The organism is Actinomadura napierensis, from assembly GCF_039529375.1.
GTDB lineage: Bacteria > Actinomycetota > Actinomycetes > Streptosporangiales > Streptosporangiaceae > Spirillospora > Spirillospora napierensis.
Genome location: NZ_BAAAMR010000017.1, coordinates 25,147 through 37,813 on the forward strand (window position 1 = coordinate 25,147; position 12,667 = coordinate 37,813).

Annotated in this window: 11 protein-coding genes; 8 read left to right on the plus strand and 3 right to left on the minus strand. The window is 72.8% G+C overall.

The annotated features are described in order from the left end of the window. The first annotated feature begins 37 nt into the window (after window positions 1-37). Together pdxH and ABD296_RS12270 are read left to right on the plus strand one after the other, a co-directional pair. Window positions 38-808, plus strand: coding sequence for a pyridoxamine 5'-phosphate oxidase (pdxH, locus tag ABD296_RS12265; protein WP_344265150.1), 771 nt, complete (start codon window positions 38-40; stop codon window positions 806-808). Next, complete coding sequence (locus ABD296_RS12270; protein WP_344265153.1) at window positions 805-2,166, plus strand: MFS transporter; 1,362 nt, start codon at window positions 805-807, stop codon at window positions 2,164-2,166. Before pdxH ends, ABD296_RS12270 begins: the two co-directional genes overlap by 4 nt. 66 nt (window positions 2,167-2,232) lie before the next feature. On the opposite strand, the gene ABD296_RS12275 is transcribed toward ABD296_RS12270, so the two are convergent. Beyond that, window positions 2,233-2,937 (minus strand): UdgX family uracil-DNA binding protein, encoded by a 705-nt coding sequence (locus ABD296_RS12275; RefSeq protein ID WP_344265156.1) that lies wholly within the window; start codon window positions 2,935-2,937, stop codon window positions 2,233-2,235. 100 nt (window positions 2,938-3,037) lie between these two features. On the opposite strand from ABD296_RS12275, the gene ABD296_RS12280 reads away from it, so the two are divergent. The 3 genes from ABD296_RS12280 to ABD296_RS12290 all read left to right on the plus strand — a co-directional run bounded on the left by ABD296_RS12280 (window position 3,038) and on the right by ABD296_RS12290 (window position 7,296). Beyond that, window positions 3,038-3,739: a metal-dependent transcriptional regulator gene (locus tag ABD296_RS12280; protein WP_344265159.1), complete on the plus strand. Its 702-nt coding sequence runs from the start codon at window positions 3,038-3,040 to the stop codon at window positions 3,737-3,739. A gap of 234 nt (window positions 3,740-3,973) precedes the next feature. Further along, a complete protein-coding gene (locus tag ABD296_RS12285) occupies window positions 3,974-6,301 on the plus strand; it encodes an ATP-binding SpoIIE family protein phosphatase (RefSeq protein WP_344265162.1) in 2,328 nt (775 codons plus the stop codon). Next, complete coding sequence (locus ABD296_RS12290; RefSeq protein ID WP_344265165.1) at window positions 6,301-7,296, plus strand: zinc-dependent alcohol dehydrogenase family protein; 996 nt, start codon at window positions 6,301-6,303, stop codon at window positions 7,294-7,296. Before ABD296_RS12285 ends, ABD296_RS12290 begins: the two co-directional genes overlap by 1 nt. A gap of 192 nt (window positions 7,297-7,488) precedes the next feature. Here ABD296_RS12290 and ABD296_RS12295 read toward each other — a convergent pair whose 3' ends face one another. Both ABD296_RS12295 and ABD296_RS12300 read right to left on the minus strand, forming a co-directional pair. Beyond that, on the minus strand, window positions 7,489-8,307 hold the full coding sequence (locus ABD296_RS12295) for a class I SAM-dependent methyltransferase (protein ID WP_344265168.1): 819 nt from the start codon (window positions 8,305-8,307) through the stop codon (window positions 7,489-7,491). A gap of 133 nt (window positions 8,308-8,440) precedes the next feature. Next, window positions 8,441-8,605, minus strand: coding sequence for a hypothetical protein (locus ABD296_RS12300; protein WP_344265171.1), 165 nt, complete (start codon window positions 8,603-8,605; stop codon window positions 8,441-8,443). Between the two features lie 105 nt (window positions 8,606-8,710). On the opposite strand from ABD296_RS12300, the gene ABD296_RS12305 reads away from it, so the two are divergent. The 3 genes from ABD296_RS12305 to ABD296_RS12315 all read left to right on the plus strand — a co-directional run bounded on the left by ABD296_RS12305 (window position 8,711) and on the right by ABD296_RS12315 (window position 12,574). Next, complete coding sequence (locus tag ABD296_RS12305; protein WP_344265174.1) at window positions 8,711-9,109, plus strand: hypothetical protein; 399 nt, start codon at window positions 8,711-8,713, stop codon at window positions 9,107-9,109. A gap of 153 nt (window positions 9,110-9,262) precedes the next feature. Then, entirely contained in the window at window positions 9,263-11,302 is a 2,040-nt protein-coding gene (locus ABD296_RS12310; RefSeq protein WP_344265177.1) for an MFS transporter, read from the plus strand. Window positions 11,303-11,440: 138 nt separating this feature from the next. After that, the gene (locus ABD296_RS12315; RefSeq protein ID WP_344265180.1) at window positions 11,441-12,574 is read left to right on the plus strand and encodes an acetyl-CoA C-acetyltransferase; all 1,134 of its coding nucleotides are present in this window, start codon (window positions 11,441-11,443) and stop codon (window positions 12,572-12,574) included. Window positions 12,575-12,667: the final 93 nt, after the last annotated feature.

Sequence of the window (12,667 nt, forward strand, 5' to 3'; positions counted from 1 at the left end):
TGTCCGCCCTACTGACCAGTACCCAGGTCCATGTGAGATGCACAATCCCCAGGTGAGAGGCTCAGACGCTGTGGATTCCCCTACGCCCGACCCCGCACGGCTCCGCAGATCCTACGAGGGGGGCGAGTTGGCGGAGGGGGCCCTCCCCGCCGATCCGCTGGCGCTGTTCGCCGCGTGGTTCGCCGACGTGCACGCGTTCGGGCTGCCCGAGCCGAACGCGATGGTGCTGGCCACGGCGTCCGCCGACGGGGTCCCGAGCGCGCGGACGGTCCTGCTCAAGGGGTACGGGCCGCACGGGTTCCGGTTCTTCACCAACTTCACGTCCGACAAGGGCCGGGACCTGGCGGAGAACCCGCGCGCGGCGCTCGTCTTCCCCTGGCATCCGATGCACCGGCAGGTGCGCGTCGCCGGCCCGGTGTTCGAGCTGTCGCGGGACGAGTCGGAGGCGTACTTCCGGACCCGCCCGTACGGGTCGCGGCTCGGCGCGTGGGCGAGCGAGCACCAGTCCGGCGTGATCGCGGACCGCTCGGTGCTGGAGCGGCGGTTCGCGGAACTGGCCGAGCGGTGGCCGGATCCGGCCGCGGCGCCCGGCGCCGGGGCGGTGGCGGAAGGGGACGCGGTGCCGCTGCCGGACTTCTGGGGCGGATACCGGGTCGTCCCGGAGACGATCGAGTTCTGGCAGGGCCGCCGCGACCGGCTCCACGACCGCATCCGGTACCGGCGGACGGCGCTCGACGATCAGGGCCGCCCCCTCGACGCGGACCCGGACGCGGCCGATCGGTGGGTGGCGGAGAGACTGTCTCCGTGACACCGGAACAGCAGCCACCCCCCGCCTGTGCTCCTGACACCCCCGACGAAGGCGGCCCGGAAACGCCGGACGCCGCCGACGAGCCCGCGAATCCCGGGCCCCGGCGCCGGGGCCTCGTGCGCCGCCTCGCGATCGACACCCGCCCCCTGCGGCACCCGCCGTACCGGCGGCTGTGGCTCGGGCAGGGCGTGTCGTTCATCGGGTTCCAGGTCACCGCCGTGGCGGTGCCCGTCCAGGTCTACGAGATGACCGGTTCGTCGTTCTGGGTGGGCGTGCTCGGGCTGGTCAACCTCGTCCCGCTGATCGTGTTCGGGCTGTGGGGCGGCGCGGTCGCCGACCACATGGACCGGCGCCGGCTGCTGTTCTCCGCGTCCTGCGTGATGTGGGTCGCGACGCTGCTGCTGCTCGTCCAGGCGCTGCTGCACCTGGAGAGCCTGCTGCTGATCATGATCGTGGTGGCGGTGCAGGCGACCGGGTTCGCGGTGTCGTCGCCGACCCGCAGCGCGATCATCCCCCGGCTGGTCGACAAGCCGCTCGTCCCGGCGGCCAACACGCTGAACTTCACCGCCAGCCAGGTGGGGATGCTCGCCGGCCCGCTGTTCGCCGGCGTGATCCTGGCCCGCTGGAGCTACGGCGCCGCATACGGGCTGGACGCGGTGCTGTTCACCGTCGGGCTGTGGGCGGCGCTGCGGCTGCCCTCGATCCCGCCGCTCGGCGACATCACCGGCACCCCCGGCCTCCGGTCGGTGATCGACGGGCTGCGCTACCTCGGCACCCAGCCGGTCCTGCTGATGTCGTTCGTCGTGGACATCATCGCGATGGGCGTCGCGATGCCGCGGGCGCTGTTCCCCGAACTGGCCGAGACGCGGTTCGGCGGGGAGGGCGCGGTCGGCTACCTGTTCGCCGCGATCGCGATCGGGGCGTTCCTCGGCGGGCTGATCTCCGGCTGGATCGGCCGCGTGCACCGGCAGGGGATCGCGCTGGTGGTGTCGATCGTCGTGTGGGGCCTGGCCGTGGCCGCCGCCGGGCTCGCCCATCAGCTGTGGCTCGCGGTCGTGCTGCTCGCCTTCGGCGGAGCCGCCGACCTGGTGTCGTCGGTGTTCCGGCAGACGATGCTCCAGACCTACGCCCCGGACGAGATGCGCGGCCGCCTCCAGGGCGTGTTCACCGTCGTCGTCGCGGGCGGTCCCCGGCTCGGCGACCTGCGCGCGGGCGCGGTCGCGAGCGCCGCCGGCGCCACCGCGTCCTGGGTCGGCGGCGGCATCGCCTGCGCCGTCCTGGTCGTCGCGGTAGCCCTCCTGGTCCCCGCCCTGCTCCGCTACGACACCCGCACCGCCGAGACCGTCCCCACCACCTGACCGGACCACGTTCACTTGCGGCGAGTCGTCGTTATGAGACGGCTCATAACGACGACTCGCCGCAAGTCAACGGAGGGCTTGGGCGGCGACCTTGAGGTCGTCGAGGAGGCCCGCGTACACGGCGTCGCGGTCCTCGGCGCGCAGGACGGCGGACGGGTGGATCGTCGCGACGACCCGGGTGTCGGCCTCGCCCGGCGGGGTCTCGTCGATCTCCCGGCCGGCGGCCGGGGTGCCGATCGTCTCCAGCTCGGGCAGGGCGAGGAGGCGCCCGCGCAGCTTCGTCACCCGGAACGAGGAGCCGAGCAGCGCCTTGCCGGCCGTCGCGCCCAGCGCGACGACCACGTCCGGGTCGAGGGCCCGCAGCTCGGCCAGCAGCCACGGACGGCACGCGCGCATCTCGCCCACGTTCGGCGCCTCGTGGATGCGCCGCTTGCCGCCCGCTTGGCGCTTGAACTTGAAGTGCTTGACGGCGTTGGTGATGTACACCTCGCCGCGCTCGATCCCGGCCTCCTCAAGGGCCCGGTCGAGGACGCGTCCGGCCGGGCCGACGAACGGGTGGCCCTGGCGGTCCTCCTGGTCGCCGGGCTGCTCGCCGACCAGCACGACGCGTCCGCCGGCGGAGCCCTCGCCGAACACCGTCTGCGTGGCGTTCTCGTAGAGGCCGCAGCCGCGGCAGCCCGCCGCCGCGTGGCGCAGAGCGTCCAGATCGGAGCGCTCCTTGGGGGAGTCCGGGAGGTACGGCTCGGCGTCCTGGGAAGTTTTCGCGTTCATCTCGCGTTCCCCCGTACCCGCCGTCCGGGGGATATTCGCGCGGTCCGGCGGCAGGGGCCCATAGCAAGTAGACTTCAAGGCCATAAGACTGGAGGGAGCTGTGACCTCACACGGCCTGATCGATACCACGGAGATGTATCTCCGGACGGTGTTCGAGCTCGAAGAGGAGGGGATCATCCCCCTCCGCGCGCGCATCGCCGAGCGGCTCTCCCAGAGCGGCCCGACGGTGAGCCAGACGGTCGCGCGGATGGAGCGGGACGGGCTGCTGCGGGTCGAGGGTGATCGGCACCTCGAACTGACCGACAGCGGCCGTGGCCTCGCCACCCGCGTGATGCGCAAGCACAGGCTCGCCGAGTGCCTGCTGGTCAACGTCATCGGACTGCCCTGGGAGGACGTCCACATCGAGGCCTGCCGGTGGGAGCACGTGATGTCGGAGGAGGTCGAGCGGCGGCTGGTCGCGCTGCTGGACAACCCGACCACCTGCCCGCACGGCAACCCGATCCCCGGCCTCGACGAGCTGGGCGGGCACGGGGACGACGCCGCCGCCGCGCCGCTGTCGGTGATGACCGCGGTCGCGAGCACGTCCGGCGCCGCCGCCGTGGTCCGGCGGATCAGCGAGCAGGTGCAGATGGACAGCGACCTGATGCTTAGACTCAAGCAAATAGGGATACAACCGGGACGAGAGGTGACTCTCCGGGCGACCGATGACGGGGTGCGGGTGACCTGTGACGACGAGGCCGACGGTGCTGCGACGGAACTGCCGCGCGACATCGCCGAGCACGTCTTCGTCAGCAGGCGCTGACACGGTCGGCGTGCCGCCCCCCGCCCCCGCCTCGACGGTCTATACCGAAGATCTCCACACCATCGCGCCGTTCGGGCGTATCCCGGCGGCGGGTTCGTCGTTCAATACGACGAGGCAGACACGTACGCGGCCCCTGCCGCGACGCCCGGTGATCATCGCCGCGGGCGCCGCGGGCCGGCCGCGCGGAGGCGAGGCGGTCACCGGCGGGACCGCGACTGTTATCGGGATGGGGAGATGAAGCGTTGGGGGGAAGCGTCCTTCGAGGCGCATCTGCCGCCCGAGACCGTCCTCAACCAGATGGAGATGGCGGTCATCGTCTGTGACCGCTTCAGCAACGTCATCTACGGCAACGCGTTCGCGCGGCAGCTGTTCGGCTTCGGCGGCGACGAGATCATCGGGCACTCGGTGCTGTCCCTCGGCATCGCCGAGGAGGACCACGAGCAGGCCACCGAGCTCGCCAAGCACGTGCTCAAGGGCGGCGTGTGGGAGGGCACCTTCTGCAACCTGCGCGCCGACGGCACCACCGTGTACACGCGCGCGCACGCCGTCCCGCTGCGGCACCCGTCCGGCGCCGTCGACGGGGTCGTGATCTTCGCGCGGGAGGCCCTGCGCTCCAACCAGCGCGACCAGGAGCGCTACGGGCTGCTGGAGCGCATCGGCGAGCGGCTCGCCGGGTCCCTCGAGCTGGAGGCGACGCTGCGGCGCGTCGCCGACACCCTCGTCCCGCAGTTCGCCGACCACTGCTTCATCGATCTCTACAGCGGCGACCGCCTCTACCGGCGGGTGTCGCGGCACGCCGGCAACTGGGAGCCGCCGCCCGGCACCTGGGCCGAGGTCGGCGAGCCGGTCTCCTACCCGCCCGGCCACTTCAGCGCCAAGGCGATGGCGCGCCGCGACGCCGTCCTCGTCGAGGACATGGTCCAGCACCGGTTCTCCGCCCCGAGCGAGTCGTCGCTGCGGCTCGGCGAGTCCATGGGCGTCACCTCGGTGATCTCCGCGCCGCTGCTGGTGCGCGGCGAGATGCTCGGCGTGATGAGCCTGGCGCTGTCCAACCTGTCCAAGCGGCCCGACCCGCACTACGACGGCTTCGACCGCGACCTGCTCGGCGCCATCGCCAGCCGCGTCGCGCTCGCCGTCGACAACGCGATGCTGTTCGAGGAGGAGCGCGAGACCGCGCTGGCCTTCCAGAAGCACCTGCTGCCCGGCGACCGGCCGCCGCACCTGGACGGCCTGCAGATCGCCTGGCGGTACGAGCCGGCCCGCCCGCTGGAGGCGCACGGGCACGGCATCCAGACCCAGGTCGGCGGCGACTGGTACGACGTGATCCCGCTGTCGGCCGGCCGCGTCGGCCTCGTCATCGGCGACGTCGAGGGCCGCGGCGCCCGCGCCGCCGCCGTGATGGGCCAGTTGCGCGCCGCGCTGCGCGCCTTCGCCCAGGACGACAAGCCCCCCGCCGACATCCTGCGCAAGCTCGACGAATGGGTCCGCACGATGACCCGGCCCGAGCGGATGCGGTCCGGCTGGAACAGCGACGACCTCGTCCGGCCGCCTCTGGTGTCGTGCACCTACTTCGTCTACGACGCCTGGTCGCGGGTGCTGGAGTTCGCCAACGCCGGCCACGACCCGCCGCTGCTCATCGTCGACGGCGAGGTCGGCGAGCTGGACTTCGAGAGCGAGGGCGCCATGCTCGGCGTCCGCGCCCCCGGCATGGGCGGCGAGATCCTCTTCAACGAGGAGCAGACCGAGCTCAAGCCCGGCGCCACGCTGGTGCTGTACACCGACGGCCTCATCGACCGGCGGCCCAAGGACGACGGCGAGTACTACACGCGGGAGGAGTCCCGCGAGATGGTCCGCGCGGCCGTCCAGCGGGTCGCGCGCGGCGGCGTCGAGGCCATCGCCAACGCCGCCTACGACGCCGTCCCCGGCGACATCGACGACGACGTGGCGATCGTGGTGATCCGCACCGCCGGCGACGAGCTGGCCGTCGAGGAGCGCACCTTCCCCGCCGAGCCGATCATGGTGTCGGAGGCGCGCCGGATGGCCGCCGACGCGTTCGCGACCTGGGGCATGCTCGACGAGCAGGCCGAACTGGCGTGCCTGCTGGTCTCCGAGGTCGTCACCAACGTCGTCCTGCACGCCACCGCGACGCCGCAGCCGCGCCGCGAGACGGTCGTCCCGGTGCCCGCCGGGCCGCCCGGCCGAGGCGGCGAGCCGCTGAGCGCGCCGCCGCCCGTCCAGTTCAACACCGCGCAGGTCGGCGGCGCGTTCGACGCCGCCCTCGACCCGGGCGGGTTCGACGAGGACGACTGGAACCTCGGCGCCGACCTCGGCCGCCGCGAGCCGCCCACCAAGGAGTTCCGGCTCCGGCTGCGGCGCGGCGCCGACGCGATCTGGGTCGAGGTGTTCGACTCCGACATGCGGCTGCCGCGCATCCGCAGCGCCGGCGAGACCGACGAGGGCGGCCGCGGCCTGTACCTGGTCGACCAGCTCGCCACCCGGTGGGGCGCCCGGCCGACCAACGACGGCAAGGCCGTCTGGTTCGAGCTGCCGCTCACCCCCTGATGCGGGCGTGGGCGGTGCACGCGCCGGCTCCGGTCGCCTCGGGGCCGCTGCGCCGCGCCGACCGGGACGTCCCGTCGCCGGGCCCGGGTGAGCTGCTGGTGCGCGTCCTCGCGTGCGGCGTGTGCCGGACGGACCTGCACGTCGTGGAGGGCGACCTGCCCGTCCACCTGCCCGGGGTGACGCCCGGCCACGAGATCGTCGGCGAGGTCGTCGAGGCGGGCGCGGGCGCGCTGCACGCCGCGGGCGACCGGGTCGGCGTCGCATGGCTGCGCGGCACCTGCGGCGCCTGCCGGTTCTGCCGCCGCGGCGCCGAGAACCTGTGCCCGTACTCGGTCTACACCGGCTGGGACGCCCACGGCGGCTACGCCGAGTACGCCCTGGCCGTCGACGCCTACACCTACGCGCTGCCGCCCGAACTCGACGACGTCCGCGCCGCACCGCTGCTGTGCGCGGGCATCATCGGCTACCGCGCGCTGCGCCGCGCCGACCTCCCGCCCGGCGGGCGCCTCGGCATCTGGGGCTTCGGCGGCTCCGCGCACCTCGCCGCGCAGATCGCCATCGCCGAGGGCGCCGACGTGCACGTGTTCACCCGCAGCCCGGCCGCCCGCGAGCTGGCCCGCTCCCTGGGCGCCTCATGGGCCGGCGACTCCTTCGACGCCTCGCCCGACCCGCTCGACTCGGCGATCATCTTCGCGCCCGCCGGCGGGCTCGTCCCCGCCGCGCTCGAACGCCTGGACCGCGGCGGCACCCTCGCCATCGCCGGCATCCACCTGAGCGACGTCCCGTCCCTGGAGTACCAGCGGCACCTGTTCCAGGAACGCCAGGTCCGCTCCGTCACCGCCAACACCCGCGCCGACGGCGAGGAGTTCCTCCGCCTCGCCGCCCGCCTCGACGTAGCCGTCACGACCCACCCCTACCCCCTGGACGAAGCCGACCGCGCCCTAGCCGACCTGGCCACCGACCACTTCACCGGCGCCGCCGTCCTCGTCCCGTGACCCCGTTTACGACGACCTCAGCCAACGGCCCCAGCCACGCGACGACGTCGACCGTCGCGATCGCGAGCGAAGCCAAGTTCGAGCTTGCGAGAACTTGATCGCGCAGCGAGCCCCCAGGCGAGTCGGAGCGATGCAGCGATCGCACGATCGCCCGTTGAAGGAAGGCGCTCCAGCGCCTGACGCCGAGGGCGATCAAATAGGCACGACGGCGACGTGGGCCCAGGATTGGGTGAACCAGAGTTCGCCGCCGATCACGCGGGGCTTGGCGCCGGTGCGGGGGCCGCCGTCGACCTCGTCGGTGAGCGCCTCGCGGATCATGTCGGCGGACGCGTCGTCCCGCGCGCCCGCCAACCACGGCTCGACCGGCCGCTCGACGGTGAACACGTCGAGGCGGCGGATGCTGCCGCCCGCCGAGGTGATCATCTCGGTGAGGCGGGCGATGGACGGGGTGCCCGGGTGGTCCGGGTCGCGCAGCCGCTCGATCCGGTCCCGCTCCGGGCCGGCCAGGTTGCCGCGGACCAGGTCGGCGATGATGAGCCGGCCGCCGGGCCGGCACACCCGCAGCAGCTCGCGCAGCACCTGCTCCGGTTCGCCCAGGGTGTAGAGCGAGAACCGGGCCGTGACCAGGGAGAACGTGTCGCTCCGGTAGGGCAGGGCGGTGGCGTCGGCCTGGACCGCCGGGTCGGCGGGACGGGGGCGGGGGTCCTCGCGCGTCGCGGTGGCGGGCGGCCGGTCCGGGTCGGTGGACGGGCCGGTGATGCGCACCGGGCCCGTCCCGAACTCGACCGTGGACATGCGGCCGCCCCTGCTCGGCTCCGCGGGCGCCGGCGCGGCGTCCACCGCGGTCATATGCCGGACGCGGGGACCGAGCGCGGCGGGCATCGGCCCGCGGCCGCGCGCCACGTCCAGGCAGACGTCGTCGCGGTCGGGCTCGACGAACTCCAGCAGGCGCCTCAGGTGCGGGGCGATGCCGCCTGCGGTCTCCTGGACCGCGGTCGCCGGATGCGGCACGGGTGGTCTCCCTCGGCTCGGACCGGCTCCGCGGGGTACGGGGAACGGGCGTGAAGCCGGTTTCGCCAGTTATGACTCCCGGGCCCGGCGGGAAGTTCGGAGCCGGCGCCGGGCAATTGCCCCGGCGGGCGCGTCAGCCGCGCAGGTGCTCGCCGTACAGCGCCCCCACGACCAGCACGAACACGATGATCGCCGCGCTGCGGGTGGGCATCGGCATGCGCAGCTTCACCGCGACCCAGCGCACGCAGAACGCGGCGAGCAGCGCGACGACCGCGAGGCTGAGAAGGCCCTCGTTCATGGTCACCTTCAATCCGGGAGATGCCGCCACCTAGAACGATAGACGCGTAAGGCAAGGGTTACCTCGGCGTAGGGGTCCGGCGCGGGCCCCGATAACCTCGCGGATGTGGCAGATGCGAAGGAAGTAGACGGCCGGGACCGCCTGGACGGCCTCATGACCAACGTGGCGCGGGCGCGCGTGGCCCTCGGCCTCGCGGCGTTCGCCGCCCCCAAGCTGACCGTGAAGCTGATGACGTCGGCCGGCGGCACCGACCCGGGACGCGACTACGTCGCCCGGATGTTCGCCGCCCGCGAGATCGCCCTCGGCGCCGGCTACCTGCTGAGCGACGAGACCGGGCGGCGGCTGTGGGCCCGTGCCGGCCTGCTCGTCGACTCCCTCGACACCGCGAGTGGGCTGCGGACCCGCCGCGGCCTCCCGCTGTGGGTGACCGCCGGGGCCACCGCGATCGCGGGCGGCTCCGCCGCCCTCGGCGCCGCCAAGGTGGCCCGCGACATCCTGCGCTGACGCGCTTTCGGACGGGCCCCGGCGCGCCGCGCGCCGGGGCCCGTTCCGGCGCGTCGCGCGCCCGTCCACGGGCTCGGGCTCGCCGGGTTCCGATTTGGGGTGATCTCCGTGGGTAGTCCTCTCCCGTCACGCTGGTGAGGGGGGAACGGCGGAATGACCGCTGACACGGTGGCGCGCGACGAGAAGGCGATGCCCAAGGGCCGGGACCTGTACGTCATCCTCGGCGCGCTGATGCTGGCCATGCTGCTGGCCGCGCTGGACCAGACGATCGTCTCCACCGCCCTGCCGACCATCGTCAGCGACCTCGGCGGCCTGAACCACCTGTCCTGGGTCGTCACCGCGTACCTGCTCGCCTCCACCGCCTCGACGCCGCTGTGGGGCAAGCTCGGCGACCAGTACGGCCGCAAGCGGCTGTTCCAGGGCTCGATCGTCATCTTCCTGATCGGGTCGGCGCTGTGCGGCATCGCGCAGGACATGAACCAGCTGATCTTCTTCCGCGCGCTGCAGGGCCTCGGCGGCGGCGGCCTGATGGTGCTCGTCGTCGCGATCGTCGGCGACGTCGTCCCGCCCCGCAACCGCGGCCGGTTCCAGGGCCTGTTCGGCGCCGTGTTCGGCGTGGCCAGCGTGTGCGGGCCGCTGCTCGGCGGCTGGTTCGTCGACAATCTCTCCTGGCGCTGGGTGTTCTACATCAACGTCCCGATCGGCATCGTCGCGCTGCTGGTCATCGCCGCCGTCCTGCACGCCGCGGGGGAGCGCGAGCGGCACCGCATCGACTACCTCGGCACGCTGCTGATCGTCGGCTGGTCCGTCGGCCTGGTGCTGATGACGACCTGGGGCGGCACCCGCTACGACTGGCTGTCGGTGCCGATCATCGTGCTCGCCGCCGTCTCGGTGGTGCTGATCGGGGTCTGGCTGCTGGTGGAGCGGCGCGCCGCCGAGCCGGTCATGCCGCCGCACCTGCTGCGCCACTCGGTGTTCGCGCTGTCCTCGGCGATCAGCTTCGTCGTCGGCTTCGCGATGTTCGGCGCGCTGACCTTCCTGCCGATCTTCCTGCAGGTCGTGCACGGCGTCTCGCCGACCCTGTCCGGGGTGCACCTGCTGCCGATGATGATCGGCATGCTGGTCGCCTCGATCGGCTCCGGCCAGCTGATCAGCAAGACCGGCCGCTACAAGCTCTTCCCGGTGGTCGGCACGCCGCTGATCGCGATCGCCCTGTTCCTGCTGTCGCAGCTGGACGAGAACTCCTCCACGCTGTCGATGAGCCTGCGGTTCGCGCTGCTCGGGTTCGGCCTCGGCCTGGTGATGCAGGTCCTGATCATCGCCGTGCAGAACGCCGTCTCCTACTCCGACCTCGGCTCGGCCACGTCCGGCGTCACCTTCTTCCGGCAGATCGGCGGCTCGTTCGGCGTCGCGGTGTTCGGCTCCATCTTCAGCAACGAGCTGGCCTCCCACGTCACGGACCTCGCGAAGAACCGGATGCTGCCGCCCGGCTTCGACCCGGCCGCCGTCCAGGGCAATCCCAAGCTCCTCGACAGGTTCCCGGGGCCGGTGAAGCACAATGTCCTGCACGCCTACGCCCAGTCGATCGACACGGTGTTCCTGTGGGCCGTCCCGTTCGCGGCGGTCGCGTTCGTCCTCACCTGGTTCCTGCGCGAGGTCCCGCTCCGCGCCACCTCCCAGACGCGCGACTACGGCGAGGGCTTCGGCGCGGCGCCGACCGTCCGCTCGTCCCGGCACGAGATCGAGCGGGCGCTCAGCGAGCTCATGCGCCGGGACGCCAAGGCCGCGGAGGCCTACAACCGGCTCGCCCGGCTCTGCGGCGTCGACATGCCCGCCGGGAGCATCTGGGCGCTGTGCCGGATCGCCAAGGACGGGACGGTCTCCGGCACCGACCTGGCCGACCGCGCCGGCGTGCCCGTCGAGGACGGCCGGCCCTACGTCGACCGCCTCGTCGAGGCCGGGTACGTCCAGCGGGCCGACGGCGCCCTGACGGTCACCCCGTCCGGCGAGGCCACCGCGGAACGGCTGTTCGCCGCCCGCCGCGAGGGCCTGGCGAAGCACGTCGAGGGCTGGTCGCCCGAGGATTCCCCCGAGCTGTCGGACGTTCTGACCCGCCTCGCCCGCGTCTCCCTGGGCCAGGACGCCGACGGCGAGGTCCTCCGTCCGGGCGAGGCCGCCCGGACCGCGTCCTGACGACGTCCCCACAGGGCCTTCGGGGACGGGCTGCCGAGACTCAGCTCACATAGCGTTGCGCTATCGGAGATGTAATCTCATACTGACGACCGAATCTCACTCGGTTTCGGGACGGAACCCCAGAATTTTGGAGGCGTAGTGGCCGAGGCGTACATCGTCGGCGCGGTCCGTACCCCCGTCGGTACCAAGAAGGGCGCCCTCAAGGACGTGCACCCCGCCGACCTCGGCGCGCACGTGCTCAAGGAGCTCGTCAACCGGACCGGCGTCGACCCCTCCGCGGTCGAAGACGTGATCATGGGCTGCGTCATGCAGGCCGGCCCGCAGGCCCTGGACATCGCGCGCACCGCCTGGCTGTCGGCCGGGCTGCCGGAGAGCGTGCCCGGCGTCACCATCGACCGCCAGTGCGGCTCCTCCCAGCAGGCGATCCACTTCGCCGCGCAGGGCGTGCTGTCCGGCACCCAGGACCTGGTCGTCGCCTCCGGCGTCGAGCACATGGCCAAGGTGCCAATGGGCGCGACCATCGTCCAGGGCCTCGACTTCCCGTACGGCGAGGGCTGGGGCGAGCGCTACGGCCAGCAGGAGGTCTCCCAGTTCCGCGGCGCCGAGCTGATGGCCGAGAAGTGGGGCTTCACCCGCGAGGACCTGGAGAAGTTCGCGCTGGAGAGCCACAAGCGCGCCGCCAAGGCCATCGAGGCCGGCTACTTCGACCGCGAGATCGCCCCGCTGGCCGGGCTGTCCAAGGACGAGGGCGCCCGCCCCGACACCACGCTGGAGAAGATGGCGGGCCTGAAGACCCTCCGCGAGGGCGGCGTCATCACCGCCGCGGTGTCCTCACAGATCTCCATCGGCGCGTCGGCGCTGCTGCTGGCCTCCGAGGAGGCCGTCAAGCAGCACAACCTGACCCCGCGCGCCCGCATCCACACCCTCGCCGTCACCGGCTCGGACCCGGTCTACATGCTGACCGGCCCGATCCCGGCGACGGAGAAGGCCCTGAGCAGGGCCGGCCTCAAGATCGACGACATCGACGTCTTCGAGGTGAACGAGGCGTTCGCCCCGGTCCCGATGGCGTGGGCGCACGACACCGGCGCCTCGCTGGAGAAGACCAACCCGAACGGCGGCGCGATCGCCACCGGCCACCCCCTGGGCGCGACCGGCGGCATCCTGATGACCAAGCTGCTGCACGAGCTGGAGCGCACCGGCGGCCGCTACGGCCTCCAGACGATGTGCGAGGGCGGCGGCCAGGCCAACGCCACCATCATCGAGCGTCTCTGATCCGACGAACGTCCTCCCGTGGCCCGTCCCTGCTGCAGGGGTGGGCCACGGGCGTTCGCGGCGGGCGGGATGATGGCCCGGTCGTTCCCTGGA

Bases quoted from the DNA above. Each gene is read 5' to 3' on its own strand.
- ABD296_RS12275 (WP_344265156.1), bottom strand. From the start codon at position 2,937: ATGAACGCGAAAACTTCCCAGGACGCCGAGCCGTACCTCCCGGACTCC.
- ABD296_RS12290 (WP_344265165.1), top strand. From the start codon at position 6,301: ATGCGGGCGTGGGCGGTGCACGCGCCGGCTCCGGTCGCCTCGGGGCCG.
- ABD296_RS12285 (WP_344265162.1), top strand. From the start codon at position 3,974: ATGAAGCGTTGGGGGGAAGCGTCCTTCGAGGCGCATCTGCCGCCCGAG.
- pdxH (WP_344265150.1), top strand. From the start codon at position 38: ATGCACAATCCCCAGGTGAGAGGCTCAGACGCTGTGGATTCCCCTACG.
- ABD296_RS12310 (WP_344265177.1), top strand. From the start codon at position 9,263: ATGACCGCTGACACGGTGGCGCGCGACGAGAAGGCGATGCCCAAGGGC.
- ABD296_RS12300 (WP_344265171.1), bottom strand. From the start codon at position 8,605: ATGAACGAGGGCCTTCTCAGCCTCGCGGTCGTCGCGCTGCTCGCCGCG.